This window comes from Bradyrhizobium sp. 18BD, from assembly GCF_054185225.1.
This window is the reverse complement of sequence record NZ_JAVAYL010000024.1, coordinates 39,032-54,252: the sequence shown is the minus strand read 5'-3', so window position 1 is coordinate 54,252 and position 15,221 is coordinate 39,032. Positions and strand designations below refer to the sequence as shown.

General features: G+C 65.9%; 14 protein-coding genes. 9 read left to right on the top strand and 5 right to left on the bottom strand.

Annotation, left to right across the window (positions count from 1 at the left end; translation table 11 throughout):
- The first annotated feature begins 40 nt into the window (after positions 1–40).
- The 4 genes from RAD16_RS33700 to RAD16_RS33685 all read left to right on the top strand — a co-directional run bounded on the left by RAD16_RS33700 (position 41) and on the right by RAD16_RS33685 (position 5,142).
- On the top strand, positions 41–763 hold the full coding sequence (locus RAD16_RS33700; RefSeq protein ID WP_458162157.1) for an ABC transporter ATP-binding protein: 723 nt from the start codon (positions 41–43) through the stop codon (positions 761–763).
- Positions 760–3,330, top strand: a complete 2,571-nt coding sequence (locus tag RAD16_RS33695; protein ID WP_458162155.1) for an ABC transporter permease — start codon at positions 760–762, stop codon at positions 3,328–3,330. Before RAD16_RS33700 ends, RAD16_RS33695 begins: the two co-directional genes overlap by 4 nt.
- 270 nt (positions 3,331–3,600) lie before the next feature.
- Positions 3,601–4,392, top strand: a complete 792-nt coding sequence (locus tag RAD16_RS33690) for a Bax inhibitor-1/YccA family protein (RefSeq protein ID WP_026312126.1) — start codon at positions 3,601–3,603, stop codon at positions 4,390–4,392.
- A gap of 219 nt (positions 4,393–4,611) precedes the next feature.
- Positions 4,612–5,142 (top strand): N-acetyltransferase family protein, encoded by a 531-nt coding sequence (locus tag RAD16_RS33685; RefSeq protein ID WP_458162154.1) that lies wholly within the window; start codon positions 4,612–4,614, stop codon positions 5,140–5,142.
- A 211-nt stretch (positions 5,143–5,353) separates the two neighbouring features.
- Here RAD16_RS33685 and RAD16_RS33680 read toward each other — a convergent pair whose 3' ends face one another.
- The 3 genes from RAD16_RS33680 to acnA form a co-directional block, all read right to left on the bottom strand.
- A complete protein-coding gene (locus RAD16_RS33680) occupies positions 5,354–5,725 on the bottom strand; it encodes a DUF2794 domain-containing protein (RefSeq protein ID WP_458162153.1) in 372 nt (123 codons plus the stop codon).
- 607 nt (positions 5,726–6,332) lie between these two features.
- The gene (locus RAD16_RS33675; RefSeq protein ID WP_458162152.1) at positions 6,333–7,109 is read right to left on the bottom strand and encodes a DUF1223 domain-containing protein; all 777 of its coding nucleotides are present in this window, start codon (positions 7,107–7,109) and stop codon (positions 6,333–6,335) included.
- Between the two features lie 219 nt (positions 7,110–7,328).
- Positions 7,329–10,049 carry an aconitate hydratase AcnA gene (gene acnA / locus RAD16_RS33670; protein WP_212027957.1) on the bottom strand — a complete coding sequence of 907 codons (2,721 nt, stop codon included), beginning with the start codon at positions 10,047–10,049 and terminating at the stop codon, positions 7,329–7,331.
- A 240-nt stretch (positions 10,050–10,289) separates the two neighbouring features.
- Between acnA and ccmA the strand changes: the two genes are divergently transcribed.
- From ccmA to RAD16_RS33645, 5 genes are all read left to right on the top strand, one after another.
- Positions 10,290–10,892, top strand: coding sequence for a heme ABC exporter ATP-binding protein CcmA (gene ccmA / locus RAD16_RS33665; protein ID WP_458162235.1), 603 nt, complete (start codon positions 10,290–10,292; stop codon positions 10,890–10,892).
- Between the two features lie 253 nt (positions 10,893–11,145).
- A complete protein-coding gene (gene ccmB / locus RAD16_RS33660; RefSeq protein ID WP_458162151.1) occupies positions 11,146–11,814 on the top strand; it encodes a heme exporter protein CcmB in 669 nt (222 codons plus the stop codon).
- Between the two features lie 76 nt (positions 11,815–11,890).
- Positions 11,891–12,676, top strand: a complete 786-nt coding sequence (locus RAD16_RS33655; RefSeq protein WP_458162150.1) for a heme ABC transporter permease — start codon at positions 11,891–11,893, stop codon at positions 12,674–12,676.
- 2 nt (positions 12,677–12,678) lie between these two features.
- Positions 12,679–12,858 (top strand): heme exporter protein CcmD, encoded by a 180-nt coding sequence (gene ccmD / locus RAD16_RS33650; protein WP_458162148.1) that lies wholly within the window; start codon positions 12,679–12,681, stop codon positions 12,856–12,858.
- Positions 12,859–12,868: 10 nt separating this feature from the next.
- Positions 12,869–13,462: a DsbE family thiol:disulfide interchange protein gene (locus tag RAD16_RS33645; RefSeq protein WP_458162147.1), complete on the top strand. Its 594-nt coding sequence runs from the start codon at positions 12,869–12,871 to the stop codon at positions 13,460–13,462.
- Between the two features lie 186 nt (positions 13,463–13,648).
- Here the strand turns inward: RAD16_RS33645 and RAD16_RS33640 are convergent, their stop codons facing one another.
- Both RAD16_RS33640 and ftsY read right to left on the bottom strand, forming a co-directional pair.
- The gene (locus tag RAD16_RS33640; RefSeq protein ID WP_458162146.1) at positions 13,649–14,251 is read right to left on the bottom strand and encodes a septation protein A; all 603 of its coding nucleotides are present in this window, start codon (positions 14,249–14,251) and stop codon (positions 13,649–13,651) included.
- Positions 14,252–14,254: 3 nt separating this feature from the next.
- Positions 14,255–15,202, bottom strand: coding sequence for a signal recognition particle-docking protein FtsY (ftsY, locus tag RAD16_RS33635; RefSeq protein WP_458162145.1), 948 nt, complete (start codon positions 15,200–15,202; stop codon positions 14,255–14,257).
- Positions 15,203–15,221: the final 19 nt, after the last annotated feature.

The window sequence follows — 15,221 nt, the reverse complement described above, 5'->3', positions numbered from 1 at the left end:
CCTCTCGACCGCGCGTGCGGAGTTGCCATATGACCGGACCATGGACAGTCGCATCGAATCCTCTTCGCTCGCCGGCACCACGCCGGACACCATCGCCATCTCCAACGTCAATCTCTCATTGGGCACGGGCGCGGCACGCGTTCACATCCTCAAGGATATCAGCTTGCGGGTCGGCTCGGGCGAGACGATCGGCCTGATCGGCCCGTCAGGTTCGGGCAAATCCACGCTGCTGATGGTGATGGCGGGGTTGGAGCGTCCTGATAGCGGACAGGTGGTGGTCAATGGCACGCCTTTCAATGCCCTCGACGAGGACGCACTGGCTCGCTTCCGCGGCCGGCAGGTCGGCATCGTCTTCCAGTCCTTCCATCTGATCCCGACCATGACGGCGCTGGAGAATGTCGCGGTGCCGCTCGAGCTCGCCGGCAATCCGGATGCCGCGACGCGCGCGGCGCAGGAGCTGCAATCGGTCGGGCTTGGCGATCGCCTGCATCACTATCCGACGCAACTCTCCGGCGGCGAGCAGCAGCGCGTCGCGCTGGCTCGCGCGCTGGCGCCCGATCCCGCCATCCTCGTCGCGGACGAGCCGACCGGCAATCTCGACGAGACCACCGGCAAGCAGATCGTCGATCTGCTCTTCACCAAGCATGCCGAGCGCGGCATGACGCTGGTGCTGGTCACGCACGATTCCTCGCTCGCCCATCGCTGCGATCGCGTCATCCGCCTGCGCTCGGGCCGCATCGACACGCAGTCCGCGCCCGCATGAGCGCCGCCGCCGAACCGTTCGCGAAGCCCAACGGCGTCGCGCTCTCGCTCCGCTACGCGCTACGCGAATTGCGCGGCGGCCTGCGCGGCTTCTACGTCTTCATCGCCTGTATCGCGCTCGGCGTGATGGCGATTGCCGGCGTCGGCTCGGTGTCGGCGAGCCTCAGCGACGGCCTCGCCCGCGAAGGCCGCACGCTGCTCGGCGGCGACGTATCGTTCGTGCTGTTCCAGCGCGAGGCCAAGCCCGAGGAAGTCGCGTTCCTGCGCTCGGGCGGTACCGTCTCCACCGCCGCGACCTTGCGCGGCATGGCGCGCGCGGCTGATGGCAAGCTCGCGCTGGTCGAGATGAAGGCAGTCGACGACACCTATCCGATGCTCGGACAGCTCACGCTGGCGCCATCGCTGCCGATGTCCGATCTGGTCGCCGAGCGCGACGGCGCGTTCGGCGCCGCCGCCGATCCGACACTGCTGGCGCGCCTCTCGCTGAAGACCGGCGACCGCGTCACCATCGGCTCCGCGACTTTCCAGATCCGCAGCACCGTCGAGGCCGAGCCCGACAAGCTCGCCGGCGGCATCGGCTTCGGCCCGCGCTTCCTGATCAGTGAAGCGGGCCTGCGCGCCACCGGCCTGATCCAGCCCGGCAGCCTGGTGCGCTGGGTCTACCGGGTGAAGCTGCCCGACACTGCCAACACCGAACGCGCCACCGAGGCCTTCATCGCGCATGCGCGCAACGCCGCGCCGCAGGCCGGCTGGGAGATCCGCAGCCGCTCCAATGCCTCGCCGCAGCTCGAACGCAACATCAGCCGCTTCACGCAGTTTTTGACCCTGGTCGGCCTCGCCGCGCTCTTGGTCGGCGGCGTCGGCGTCGCCAATGCCGTGAAAAGCCATATCGACCGCCGGCTCGAAGTGATCGCGGCCTTCAAGGCCGTCGGCGCCACCGGGCGCGACGTGTTCGGCATTTATCTCGCGCAGGTTCTCCTGCTCGCCGCGATCGGCTCGGTGATCGGCCTCGCGCTCGGCGCCGCCATGCCGTTCGCCATCGTCGGCCTGTTCGGCAAACTCCTGCCGCTGCCGGTGGTGCCCGCGGTGCATGCCGACGAGCTCGCGCTCTCCTTCGTCTACGGCCTGCTCACCGCGCTCGCCTTCGGCCTTTGGCCGCTCGGCCGCGTCCACGACGTGCCGGTCGCCGCGCTGTTCCGCGACACCATCAGCTCCGAATGGCACCGGCCGCGCCTGGGCTATCTCGCCTTTATGGGCGTCGTGATCGTCCTGCTGATCACGGTGGTGATCGGCCTCTCCTTCGACAAGCGGATCGCAGCGGTGTTCGTGGCCTCCTCCGTCGTCGTGTTCGCCCTGCTCCGCGGCATCGCCGCGCTGCTGATGACGATCGCGCGGCGGCTGCCGCGCTCGCGGCTGCCGATGCTGCGGCTGGCGGTCGCCAACATCCACCGGCCGGGCGCGCTGACGCCCTCGGTCGTGCTCTCGCTCGGTCTCGGGCTTGCCGTGCTCGTCACCATCACCCAGATCGACGGCAATCTGCGCCGGCAGTTCCTGGCAGCGCTCCCCGATCGCGCGCCGTCGTTCTTCTTCATCGACATCCCGAGCACGCAGGCCGAGCAGTTCGACGGCTATCTTCGCCAGATCGCGCCGGGCGCGACGGTCGAGGACGTGCCGATGCTGCGCGGGCGCATCGTCGGTGCGCGCGGCGTCCGCGCCGAGGACCTCAAGCCCACCACCGATTCGGAATGGGTGCTGCAGAGCGACCGCGGCCTGACCTATACCGCCGAGTTGCCGAAGGGCTCAAAGGTGGTCGAGGGCGAATGGTGGAAGGCCGACTATTCCGGCCCGCCGCTGGTCTCGATGGAGAAGAAGATCGCCGACGGGCTCGCCCTCAAGCTCGGCGACGAAATCGTGGTCAACGTGCTCGGCCGCGACATCCCGGCCAGGATCGGCAATCTGCGCACCATCGACTGGCAGGGCATGGGCATCAATTTCGTGCTGGTGTTCTCACCCAACGCCTTCAAGGGCGCGCCGCACACCCATATCGCGACGCTGACCGAGACCGGTGGCGACGCCGCCGGCGACGGCAAGATCATCAAGCAGGTGGCCGACGCCTATCCGATGGTGACCAGCGTGCGCGTGCGCGAGGTGATGGAGACGGTCGGCTCGGTCGTGACCAATCTGGCGCTGGCCATCCGCGGCGCCAGCGCGGTGACCCTGATCTCGGCGATCCTGGTGCTGGGCGGGGCGCTCGCCGCCGGCCATCGCCACCGGGTCTACGATGCCGTGATCCTGAAGACGCTGGGCGCGACCCGGCTGCGGCTGCTCGGCGCCTACGCCCTCGAATACCTCCTGATCGGGCTCGCCACCGCGGTGTTCGGCGTCATCGCCGGCAGCATCGCCGCCTGGATGATCGTGACGCGGCTGATGACCTTGAGCTTCGTCTGGCAGGCCGGCAGCGCGGCCGGCGTGGTCGTGGCCGCCCTGATCGTCACCGTCGGGCTCGGGCTCGCCGGAACGCTGCTGGCGTTGAACAAAAAGCCCGCCACGGTGTTGCGGAATTTGTGACAAATGGTAGCGGACGGCGGCGCGGGAGCGAAATCGCACGATTCCTGCGATTAACCACGTCCACTCGTCCGGATTGCAGGCAAGGGCGACATTCGGCCGCGCGTGGACGGTTGCAGCGAATGTGTTAGTTTCCCACATATCGAGTGGGTTCGGAGCCCCGATTGTTAGCCAAAATTTAGTCGGCAGGCGTCGGTATCCGAGATAGAATTTGACGAACCGGCGGCATGGCGACCCTCGTGCCGGACCGGACCAACCAACGGGAATTCGACCATGTCGGACCTAGACCGTAACTACGCTTCTCCTTTCGGCAGGGCCGCCGGGCGTGTTGACGCCGCGACGGTCGACGCCGGTCTGCGCGCCTACATGCTGCGCATCTACAATTACATGAGCATTGGCCTGGCCATCACCGGCCTGGCCGCGCTCGGTGTCTACATGGCTGCCGTGACTGACGTCCCGACCGCGGACGCCGTCCGCGTCGGCAAGCTGTTCCTGACGCCGTTCGGCTACGCGATGTTCGTCAGCCCCCTGAAGTGGCTGTTCATGCTCGCGCCGCTCGCCATGGTGTTCGTGATCTCGGCGGGCATCAACCGTCTCGCACCCTCGACCGCCCAGATCCTGTTCTGGGTGTTCTCGGCGCTGATGGGCATCTCGCTGTCGTCGATCTTCCTGGTGTTCACCCACACGTCGATCGTGCGGGTGTTCTTCATCACCGCGGCGACGTTCGGTGCACTGAGCCTCTACGGTTACACCACCAAGCGTGACCTGACCGGGATGGGCTCATTCCTGTTCATGGGCCTGATCGGCATCATCATCGCGAGCCTGGTGAACCTGTTCCTGGCCAGCTCGATGCTGCAGTTCATCGTGTCGGTCGTCGGCGTGCTGGTGTTCGCGGGCCTCACCGCCTGGGATACCCAGCGGCTGAAGAACGACTACATCTACGGCTACGCTTCGGCCGGCGGTGACATCGCAGAGCGTGCGGCCATCACCGGCGCCCTGTCGCTGTACCTGAACTTCATCAACCTGTTCACGCTGCTCCTGCAGCTCCTCGGCCAGCGCGATTAAGCGCCAGACCAGAGTGAACGACACGAACCCCGGCCGAGAGGCCGGGGTTTTTGTTTGGGGCCGCGACCTTTCCTCGTCATTGCGAGGAGCTCTTGCGACGAAGCAATCCAGAGTCCCTCCGCGGACGCATTCCTGGATTGCTTCGCTGCGCTCGCAATGACGGGCGTTGAGACCGCAGGGCCCCTTCCAGCGCCCGTGGGAAGGCTCTAGTCTTCCCCCATGTCCGCACCTGAAATCAGGCCCACCACCGAGGCCGACCTCCCCGCCATCACCGCCATCTACCAGCAGGCCGTCCGCGAGGGCACCGCGACGTTCGAGCTGGATCCGCCTGACCTCACCGAGATGACGCGCCGCTACCGCGCGCTGGTGGACGGCGGCTATCCCTATTTCGTCGCCATCATCGACGGGCGCGTGGCCGGCTACGCCTATGCCGGCGCCTACCGGCCGCGGCCGGCCTATCGCTTCACGGTCGAGAACTCGATCTATCTGGACCCCGGCTTCCACCGCCGCGGCATCGGCTCATTGCTGCTGGAGCGGCTGATCACCGAATGCGAGGCGCGCGGCTTCCGCCAGATGATCGCGGTGATCGGCGATTCCGCCAATGCCGGCTCGATCGGCGTGCACACCCGGGGCGGCTTCAAGATGATCGGCACGCATCCCAATGTCGGGCTGAAATTCGGCCGCTGGCTGGACACGGTGATGATGCAGCGCGACCTCGGCGAGGGCGCGAGGACGGTGCCGGCAAAGTAGGTGCAGTAGCCCGGGTGAGCGCAGCGACACCCGGGACCACGGCAAGCAAAGCCCCGGATGTCGCTTCGCTCATCCGGCTACGAAGCCTCGCCAAATCTCCGCTCTCGTAGGGTGGGCAAAGCGCAAGCGTGCCCACCATTCGTGGCGATTGAGAAACGACGTGGGCACGGCGCTACCCGCCTTTGCCCACCCTATGGCGCCGGTCGTGCCGCTAGACCACCGCCAGCTTGCGATCGATCACCAGCAGCACGCGCTCGAGCTCGTGGCCGCGGCGCAGGATCAGGCCGGTCGCCGAGATCACGCTGTACATACCCTGCTTGCGCGCCAGCCGCGGGTCCTTCTCGATGCGGTAGATCGGCACTTCCGAGGCGCGGCGATAGACCGAGAACACGGCGCGGTCCTTCAGGAAGTCGATGGCGTAGTCGCGCCACTCGCCGTCGGCCACCATGCGGCCGTACAGATTGAGAATGCGGTGCAGCTCGAGCCGGTTGAACGTCACCCGGCTCAGTTGGGTATTCGCAGCGGCGGGATGCGCCGCCGCGCGCTGCCCGCTCGGATCGGCATCCTCCGGCGTCAGACTCATGGGAAGCGTCTCCTCATCACACAGCATGACCCTCGCCCGCGAAAACCGTCCCCGGAAACCGCGGATCATGACAGTGGTATGATCGCGCCAACCGGTCCCTACCGCAAGGCCTCTGGATGGAACTCATACGTGAGCGCTGGCTCAACCCATCGAATCAGATGCCATGCCGGACACACGCAAAGGTGGAACTCTCTCGCGGCAAACCGTCACGGGATCGTTAGCAAGAATCACAGGATCGCCGCTTTTCCGCCCACCGCCTGCCGCCCTGCATTGCGAAAAGACCTATGTGCGTTGACCCGGTCCTTTCGGTTCCGGATTCCTCAGCCCCCAGCCCCCCGGGGTCGAACAGGGCCGGGTCTGTACGCGCGACAAGGAGAGGGCCAACGCAAGTTGGTCCTTTTTTGTTTGTGTCGGGATGTTTCCGGCGCGCTGTCATTCCGGGGCGCGCCTCTTGGCGCGAACTACGGTGCGCGATTGCGCACCTGAGAATCTATTTCTCATCTCAGAAAGTGGATCGATGGATTCTCAGATGCGCAATTGCGCGCCATAGTTCGCGCTGCGCGCCCCGGAATGACGAGCAATGAATTGCTGAGACGATCTACGCGAATCAGTGCAGCGACGTGTACGCCGCGCCCAGCATCGGGCCCGGCTTCTCGCGGCTGCCGTCCTGGACATAGACCACCGCGCCGTCGACGCCCTCGCGCGTGAGGTTTTCCAGCGGCACCGTCCAGCTTTCCGAACGACCGGTCCAGTCGCCGACCTTGAGCAGGTTGCGGACGACGTTGTGATAGGTGATCTGCTGTCCGCGATTCTCGCCCTTGGCGATCGCGATCGGCACCGACTTGGCGATCGAGCAGATCCAGACCTCGCCATGCGCGGCCGTCGGCTCCTGGCTCGCGGCCACCGATACGTTGATCTGCTTGCCCGAGAGCGACATCGTCACCGGCACGCTCATCACGCCCACGCCCTTGTCGGTCTTGCCGATCGCACTCTCGATGCCGGCGCGATCGCTGCCGATCACATGCGTGGAACCATTGACGACGACTTGCGGCGTGTAGACCTCGCGGTCGCCGCGCATGCGCGAATAGGCGCGCTGCCGCGCCGAGAAGCGCGAATCCGCCAGCGTGTCCTTCCAGCCGAGATAATCCCAATAATCGATCGGCATGCTGAGCGCGATGATCGAGGGATCGCTGGAGAGATCGCCGATGATCTTGTCAGCGGGCGGGCAGGACGAGCAGCCCTGAGAAGTAAACAATTCGACAACGGCGCGGGGATCGGCATGCGCGGGACGGATGATGGCGACGATGGCGCAGATGCCGAGAGCTCCCGACCAGAGTGTACCGGACCAGCGCGAAATCAGATTAGGAGCCGTCATTGCTGTCATGTCGAACGTCACACATCGCCACTCGTTAGGGGAAAGCTTATCGCCTGATGATCACCGTAGTCTTACGGGGCGCGGCAGATTCAACCGTCCTGGGCGGGATTTCCGCCGGGCGGGCCCATCTGAAACATGCCGCAAACGCGCGAAGGCGGCCTTGTGATAGGCCGCCTTCGTTTAACCTTCTACTCACGTCGCGGTGAGCCATCGTTCACAAATTCGCGCTTAGGCCGCGAGCTTGCGCAGCACGTAGTGCAGAATGCCGCCGTTCCGGTAGTAGTCGAGCTCGTCGAGCGTATCGATGCGGCAAAGCAGCGAAACGCGCTGCAACGAGCCGTCACCGGAGACGATTTCCGCGGTCAGCTTCTGGCGCGGCTTGAGATCACCGACCAGACCACGCAGCGTGACCTTCTCGTCGCCCTTCAGGCCGAGCGACGACCACGAGGTGCCTTCCTCGAAGGTCAGCGGCAGCACGCCCATGCCGACCAGGTTCGAGCGATGGATGCGCTCGAAGCTCTGGCAGATCACGGCGCGAACGCCGAGCAGACGCGTGCCCTTCGCAGCCCAGTCGCGCGAGGAGCCGTTGCCGTATTCGGCGCCGGCGAACACGACCAGCGGCACCTGCTCCTGCTGGTACTTCATCGCGGCGTCGTAGATCGACATCTGCTCGCCGTCGGGCCAGTGCTTGGTGAGACCGCCTTCCGGAATGTTGCCGTCCGCGCCCTTCAGCATGAAATTCTTGATGCGGATGTTGGCGAAGGTGCCGCGCATCATCACTTCGTGGTTGCCGCGACGCGTGCCGTACTGGTTGAAGTCGGCGGGGCGCACCTGGTGCTCGCTGAGATATTTGCCGGCGGGCGAGGTGAGCTTGATCGAACCGGCCGGCGAGATGTGGTCGGTGGTGATCTTGTCGCCGAACATGGCGAGGATGCGGGCCTCGACGATGTCGGTGACCGGCTCCGGCTCCTTCTTCATGCCGTCGAAATAGGGCGGGTTCTGCACGTAGGTCGACGACATGTTCCAGCGATAGGTCTCGCTCTCGACGGTCTTGATCTTGCGCCAGTTGGTGTCGCCCTTGAACACGTCGGCATACTTCTTCTTGAAGATCGACGCGGTCACGAACTTCTTCATGAACGCGTTGATCTCCTTGGTCGTCGGCCAGATGTCCTTCAGGTACACCGGCTTGCCGTCCTTGCCTTCGCCGAGCGGCTCGACCGCGAGGTTCTTGGTGACGCTGCCGGCGAGCGCGTGCGCGACGACCAGCGGCGGCGAGGCGAGATAGTTCGCCTGAACGTCCGGCGAGACGCGGCCTTCGAAGTTGCGGTTACCGGAGAGCACGGCGGCGGCGACGATGCCGTTGTCGTTGATCGACTTCGAGATCTCCTCCGGCAGCGGACCGGAATTGCCGATGCAGGTGGTGCAGCCGAAGCCGACCAGGTTGAAGCCGACCTTGTCGAGATCGGCCTGCAGGCCGGAATCGGCGAGATAGCCCGCGACGACCTGGCTGCCCGGAGCGAGCGAGGTCTTCACCCACGGTTTTGCCTTCAGGCCCTTGGCGGCGGCGTTACGTGCCAGCAGACCGGCGCCGATCAGCACGCTCGGGTTCGACGTGTTGGTGCAGGAGGTGATGGCGGCGATGACGACGTCGCCATGGCCGATCTCGTACTTCTTGCCCTCAACGGCGAAGCGCTTGTTGGGCTCCTCGGCCTTCTTGTACTCGGTGCCGAGCGCGAGCGAGAAACCTTCGGCGACCGACGGCAGCGCAATGCGGCCTTCGGGACGCTTCGGGCCGGCCATCGACGGCACGACGTCGGCGAGGTCGAGCGTCAGCGTTTCCGTGAACACCGGATCGGCTGACTTGGCGGTGCGGAACAGGCCTTGCGCCTTTGCATAGGCCTGCACCAGCGCGACGCGCGCCGGCGCGCGGCCCGAGGTCTTGAGATAGTCGATCGCGGCGGCATCAACGGGGAAGAAGCCGCAGGTCGCGCCGTATTCGGGCGCCATGTTGGCGATGGTCGCCTTGTCGGCGACGGAGAGATTGTCGAGGCCGGGACCGAAGAACTCGACGAACTTGCCGACCACGCCGAGCTTGCGCAGCATCTGCGTGACTGTGAGCACGAGGTCGGTCGCGGTGACGCCTTCCTTCATCGCGCCCTTCAGCTTGAAGCCGACGACGTTGGGCAGCAGCATCGACAGAGGCTGGCCGAGCATGCAGGCTTCTGCCTCGATACCGCCGACGCCCCAGCCGAGCACGGCGAGACCGTTGACCATGGTGGTGTGGGAGTCGGTGCCGACCAGCGAGTCGGGATAGGCGACCTCGAAGGTGCCGGTCTTCTTGCCGACCGTCATCTTCTCTTTCTTGGTCCAGACCGTCTGGGAGAGATATTCGAGATTGACCTGGTGGCAGATGCCGGTGCCGGGCGGCACGACGGAGAAGTTCGAGAACGCCTTCTGGCCCCACTTCAGGAACTCGTAGCGCTCCTGGTTCTGCTTGTACTCTTCGGTGACGTTCTTGGCGAAAGCCTTGTTGTCGCCGAAGAAGTTGACGATCACGGAGTGGTCGATGACGAGATCGACGGGGACCAGCGGATTGATCTTCTCTGCATCGCCGCCGAGCTTCTGCATGGCATTGCGCATGGCGGCCAGATCGACCACTGCCGGGACGCCGGTGAAGTCCTGCATCAGCACGCGCGCGGGACGGAACGCGATCTCATGCTCCAGCGACTTCTTGCGCAGCCACTTCGACACCGCAACGATGTCTTCCTTCTTGACCGAGCGGCCGTCCTCATTGCGAAGGAGGTTCTCGAGCAGGACCTTCATCGAATAGGGGAGTTTCGAAATTCCCTTCAGACCATTCTTCTCGGCCGTGGGCAGGCTGTAATAGACATAGGTCTTGGCGCCGACCTTGAGGGTCTTTTTGCATTTGAAGCTGTCGAGCGAGGTCATGTAGGAAATCCCAATTGTTAGTTATACCCGGCAGGGTATTTTAACACCGTCAGCGTAGCAGGCTGGGTCGCTTGCAGGGGCAGGTTGAGTTGCTGCATCAAGTAGTTCCGGGCTTATAGAAGCTTTCTAACCGCGCCGCCACAGCCACAATCGAACCCAGCAAGTCGCGAGCCACAAATTCTGATGCGCTACCCCAAGTTTTCCTGAGGCCCGGCTGTGAACGGGTTGCTACCAGGCCAGATGCAGCTGTCCGGACGCGGGGTCGCCTGCGTGCGGGGCGGCCGCGAGGTGTTCTCCGGGCTCGACTTCGCGGCGGTGTCGGGCGAAGCCGTGGCGGTGGTCGGCCGCAACGGCTCGGGCAAGACCTCGCTGCTGCGGCTGATCGCCGGCCTGCTCGTTCCGGCCGGCGGGACGATCGTACTGGACGGGGGCGACGCCGACATGACGCTGCCCGAGCAGTGCCACTATCTCGGACATCGCGACGCCCTCAAGCCGGCGCTGAGCGTGGCGGAAAATCTGGCATTCTGGGCTGATTTCTTGGGCGGCGAGCGCTGTGATGCGGCCGAGAGCCTCGGCACCGTCGGGCTCGACCACGCCACCCATCTGCCGGCGGGCTTCCTGTCGGCCGGCCAGCGCCGCCGCCTCTCGCTGGCTCGCCTCCTGACCGTCCGCCGCCCGGTCTGGCTGCTGGACGAGCCGACCAACGCGCTGGATGTCGCCGGCCAGGACATGTTCGGCGGCCTGATGCGCGAGCACCTCGCCCGCGGCGGCCTGATCATCGCCGCCACCCACGCGCCGCTGGGGATCGATTCGCGGGAGCTGCGGATCGGGGGGATGGCGTGAGGATCGCGGACCCTCAGTTTTCCAAGCGGCTAGGCGCTGCTCTCTCCGTCCCCTCCCCCCTTGCGGGGGAGGGTCAGGGAGAGGGGTGCCACGCGGCGTGGCCTCTCGGTTCTAGCGTTTGGCCTCACCCTCAACGAGCATCTCTCCCGGGGCTACCCCTCTCCCCCGCCCTCCCCCGCAAGGGGGGAGGGAGCGCAGTTTGCTTGGGGCGCGAGCTGGGCTCCCATGGCCGCCCCGCCGAAAGGGCCACCGCATGACCGCCCTCGCCGCCCTCATCCGCCGGGACGTCCGGATCGCGCTGCGCGTCGGCGGCGGCGCGTTGATTGGCGTGCTGTTTTTCCTGACCGTCGTGGTCCTGATGCCCTTTGCCGTCGGGCCGGATCTGGCGCTGCTGGCGCGGCTGGGGCCGGCCATCCTCTGGCTCGGCGCGCTGCTGGCGAGCCTGCTGACGCTGGACCGGCTGTTCATGGCCGACCACGAGGACGGCTCGCTCGACCTGATCACGATGAGCCGGACGCCGCTGGAACTCGCCTGCGCGGCCAAGGCGCTGGCGCATTGGCTGGCGGCCGGCCTGCCGCTGATTGTCGCAACCCCCGTGCTGGGCCTGCTGCTCAACCTCGACATGGTCGCAACCGGCGCCGTGGCGCTGACGCTTCTGGCGGGCACGCCGGCGCTGACATTCACCGGCATGATCGGCGCGGCACTCGCCGTGACACTGCACCGGGGCGGGCTGCTGATGGCCGTGCTGGTGCTGCCGCTGTCGATTCCCGTGCTGATCTTCGGCGTCGCGGCCTCGCAGGCCGTGATCGTCGGCCCCATGACATTCGGCGCGCCGTTCTCGATCCTGTGCGCGCTGTCGCTGGTCAGCCTCGTGATCGGCCCGTTCGCGGCGGCGGCGAGCCTGCGGCATGGACTCGACTGACCTTGACCCCGATCAACTTTCACGGCTCGCTTTTATGCTGATTGCGTGAGCAGCCCCCGGTGATTATCAGGATACCATGTCGCTGATCGACCTCGCCAACCCCACAAGGTTCCTCGCGCTCTCGGCGCGGGTGCTGCCGTGGCTTGCGGCCGCGACCGTCATCCTGCTCACCATCGGCCTCTATCAATCCGCCTACGCGCCCGACGACTACCAGCAAGGCGCGACCGTGAAGATCATGTTCATCCACGTACCCAATGCGTGGCTGTCGATGTTCGTCTGGGGCGTGATGAGCATCGCTTCGCTCGGCACGCTGGTGTGGCGGCATCCGCTCGCCGACGTCGCCGCGAAAGCCGCAGCGCCGATCGGCGCGGCCTTCACCTTCCTGGCACTGCTCACGGGCTCGCTGTGGGGCCGGCCGATGTGGGGCACCTATTGGGAATGGGATGCGCGGCTGACCTCGGTGCTGATCCTGTTCCTGATGTATCTCGGCCTGATGGCGCTGTGGCGCGCGGTCGACGATCCCTCGCGCGCGGCGCGGGCCGCCGCGGTGCTGACGCTGGTCGGCGCGATCAATCTGCCGATCATCAAGTTCTCCGTCGACTGGTGGAACACGCTGCATCAGCCGGCTTCGGTGATGCGCGTGGGCGGCCCGACGCTCGATAAATCCTTCCTGATCCCGCTGCTGGTGATGGCGATCGCCTTCACGCTGCTGTTCGTGACGCTGCATCTGGCGGCGATGCGCAACGAGATTTTGCGCCGGCGTGTCCGCTCGCTGCAGATGATGCAGGCGAGCCGCGTCGCGTTCTCAAGCGAAATGGGCACCGGTTCGCGTCAAGAAAACGCGTCAGAAGGGGCCGCGTAACGATGTCGCTCGGTCCCTACGCATCTTTCATCGTGACGTCCTATGCGGCGGCGGCGCTCGTCGTCGCCATCCTGATCGGCTGGATCGTGCTCGACTATCGCAGCCAGACCGAGCGCCTGCGCGAGCTCGAGCGCAGCGGCGTCACCCGCCGCTCGGGCCGCAGCGCGACGGACAGGCCATGAAGACTCAATCATGAGCGAACGATCGACATCTGCACCGGCGCAGCGCCGCACCTTCCTGATGGTGCTGCCGCTAATCGCCTTCATCGGCCTTGCGGTGCTGTTCTGGTTCAAGCTGGGCAGCGGCGATCCCTCGCGGATTCCCTCCGCGCTGATCGGACGTCCGGCGCCGCAGACCACGCTGCCGCCGCTCGAGGGATTGCAGACCGATAACACGCAGATCCCCGGGCTCGACCCCGCTGCGTTCAAGGGCAAGGTCAGCCTCGTCAATGTCTGGGCCTCCTGGTGCGTGCCCTGCCACGACGAGGCGCCGCTGCTGACTGAACTCGCCAAGGACAAGCGCTTCCAGCTCGTCGGCATCAACTACAAGGACGGCGCCGATAACGCGCGGCGCTTCCTGGGGCGCTACGGCAACCCGTTCGGCCGCGTCGGCGTCGACGCCAACGGCCGCGCCTCGATCGAATGGGGCGTCTACGGCGTGCCGGAAACCTTCGTCGTCGGCCGCGAAGGCACCATCGTCTACAAGCTGGTGGGGCCGATCACGCCGGACAATTTGCGCACGGTCTTGTTGCCGCAGATGGAGAAGGCATTGAAGGCGGGGAGCTGACGCTGGTCTCGTGTGCCCCGGGCGCTGCGCAGCACGAAGTGATGCGCTGCAGAGCCGGGGCCCATGTCACAACGACGGCACTTCTGGAGAGAGCCAGGATTCCGGCTCTGCGCAGCAGCGCATAGCGCGTCAAAGACGCGCGTGAACGCGCTGGTGGCGCTGCAGCGCGTCCGGGACACGAGACCGTCAGCCCTTCCTCACGTCCCCCGCTTCCGCCTCGCTGGTCTCCAGCGACACCGGCTCGACACCGTAGCGCTTGGTCAGCGGCATCTGGGCGACGGCGAAGATCATCGTGATCGGGGTGACGCCGAACACCTTGAAATTCACCCAGAAGTCGGTGCTCTGGGTGCGCCAGACGATCTCGTTCAGCACCGCCATGCCGGCGAAGAACAGCGCCCAGCGCAGCGTCAGGATGCGCCAGCCCTGCGGTGTCAGATTGAACATCTGGTCGAACATCACGGCGATGAAAGAGCGGCCGAACAGTAGCCCTCCACCGAGGATCGCGGCGAACAGGCCGTAGATGATAGTCGGCTTGACCTTGATGAAGGTCTCGTCGTGCAGCACCAGGGTCAGCGTGCCGAACACCAGCACGATGACGCCCGTCACGATCGCCATGATCGGGATGTGGCGCGTCACCACATAGGAGGCGATCATCGCCACCACGATCGCGACCATGAAGGCGCCGGTCGCGGCGAACAGGTTGAACTTCGAGTTCACGAAGAAGAACACGAGCAGCGGACCGAGCTCGGTCGCCAGCTTGAACAGCGGATGCGGCTGGGTCTTGTCCATTCGTCAGCTTTCGATTCCGGCGATGGCGCGGGCGAAATCGCGCGCGGTGAACGGCGCGAGATCGTCGACGCCCTCGCCGACGCCGATGAAATGCACCGGCAGTTTGAACTTCTCCGCGAGCGCCACCAGGATGCCGCCGCGGGCGGTGCCGTCGAGCTTGGTCATCACGAGGCCGGTGACCCCCGCGGTGCGGTGGAAGGCCTCGACCTGCGACAGCGCGTTCTGGCCCACCGTAGCATCGAGCACAAGCAGCACCGCATGCGGCGCAGTGTCATCCACCTTGCGGATCACGCGCACGACCTTTTCGAGCTCGTTCATCAGCTCGGCCTTGTTCTGCAGCCGGCCGGCGGTGTCGATCAGCAGCACGTCGACGCCCTGTTCCTTCGCCGCGGTCAGCGCGTTGAAGGCGAGGCTCGCCGAATCCGAGCCCTGGGCACCCGCGATGACCGGCGTCCTGGTGCGCTCGCCCCAGACCTTGAGCTGCTCGATGGCGGCGGCGCGAAACGTGTCGCCGGCGGCCAGCATCACCTTGCGGCCCTCGGAGGCGAATTTCTGCGAGAGTTTTCCGATGGTCGTGGTCTTGCCGGAACCGTTGACGCCGACCACGAGGATCACGAACGGCTTCTTGGCGGCGTCGATCGCGAGCGGCTTGGCCACCGGCGCCAGCACCTTCTCGACCTCGGTCGCGACGACGTCCTTGACCTCGTCGGCCGAGATCGCCTTGTCGTAGCGCCCGGTGCCGACGGCATCCGCGATCCGCACCGCGACGGAGGTACCGAGGTCGGCGCGCAGCAGCACGTCCTCGATGTCGTCGAGCATGGCGCGGTCGAGCTTGCGCTTGGTGACGAGATCGGCGACCGCGGTCCCGAGCGAGGACGAGGTTCGCTTCAGCCCGTTGGACAGGCGGCGCCACCAGCTCAGCTTGGGGGGATCTGACGTGGTATCGTTCATGGCGGGGGTGTGTTAGCCG

What these genes read in the sequence shown, in the direction of transcription:
- RAD16_RS33700 (WP_458162157.1), top strand. Translation starts at nt 41, where the DNA reads ATGGACAGTCGCATCGAATCCTCTTCGCTCGCCGGCACCACGCCGGAC.
- RAD16_RS33695 (WP_458162155.1), top strand. Translation starts at nt 760, where the DNA reads ATGAGCGCCGCCGCCGAACCGTTCGCGAAGCCCAACGGCGTCGCGCTC.
- RAD16_RS33690 (WP_026312126.1), top strand. Translation starts at nt 3,601, where the DNA reads ATGTCGGACCTAGACCGTAACTACGCTTCTCCTTTCGGCAGGGCCGCC.
- RAD16_RS33685 (WP_458162154.1), top strand. Translation starts at nt 4,612, where the DNA reads ATGTCCGCACCTGAAATCAGGCCCACCACCGAGGCCGACCTCCCCGCC.
- RAD16_RS33680 (WP_458162153.1), bottom strand. Translation starts at nt 5,725, where the DNA reads ATGAGTCTGACGCCGGAGGATGCCGATCCGAGCGGGCAGCGCGCGGCG.
- RAD16_RS33675 (WP_458162152.1), bottom strand. Translation starts at nt 7,109, where the DNA reads ATGACAGCAATGACGGCTCCTAATCTGATTTCGCGCTGGTCCGGTACA.
- acnA (WP_212027957.1), bottom strand. Translation starts at nt 10,049, where the DNA reads ATGACCTCGCTCGACAGCTTCAAATGCAAAAAGACCCTCAAGGTCGGC.
- ccmA (WP_458162235.1), top strand. Translation starts at nt 10,290, where the DNA reads ATGCAGCTGTCCGGACGCGGGGTCGCCTGCGTGCGGGGCGGCCGCGAG.
- ccmB (WP_458162151.1), top strand. Translation starts at nt 11,146, where the DNA reads ATGACCGCCCTCGCCGCCCTCATCCGCCGGGACGTCCGGATCGCGCTG.
- RAD16_RS33655 (WP_458162150.1), top strand. Translation starts at nt 11,891, where the DNA reads ATGTCGCTGATCGACCTCGCCAACCCCACAAGGTTCCTCGCGCTCTCG.
- ccmD (WP_458162148.1), top strand. Translation starts at nt 12,679, where the DNA reads ATGTCGCTCGGTCCCTACGCATCTTTCATCGTGACGTCCTATGCGGCG.
- RAD16_RS33645 (WP_458162147.1), top strand. Translation starts at nt 12,869, where the DNA reads ATGAGCGAACGATCGACATCTGCACCGGCGCAGCGCCGCACCTTCCTG.
- RAD16_RS33640 (WP_458162146.1), bottom strand. Translation starts at nt 14,251, where the DNA reads ATGGACAAGACCCAGCCGCATCCGCTGTTCAAGCTGGCGACCGAGCTC.
- ftsY (WP_458162145.1), bottom strand. Translation starts at nt 15,202, where the DNA reads ATGAACGATACCACGTCAGATCCCCCCAAGCTGAGCTGGTGGCGCCGC.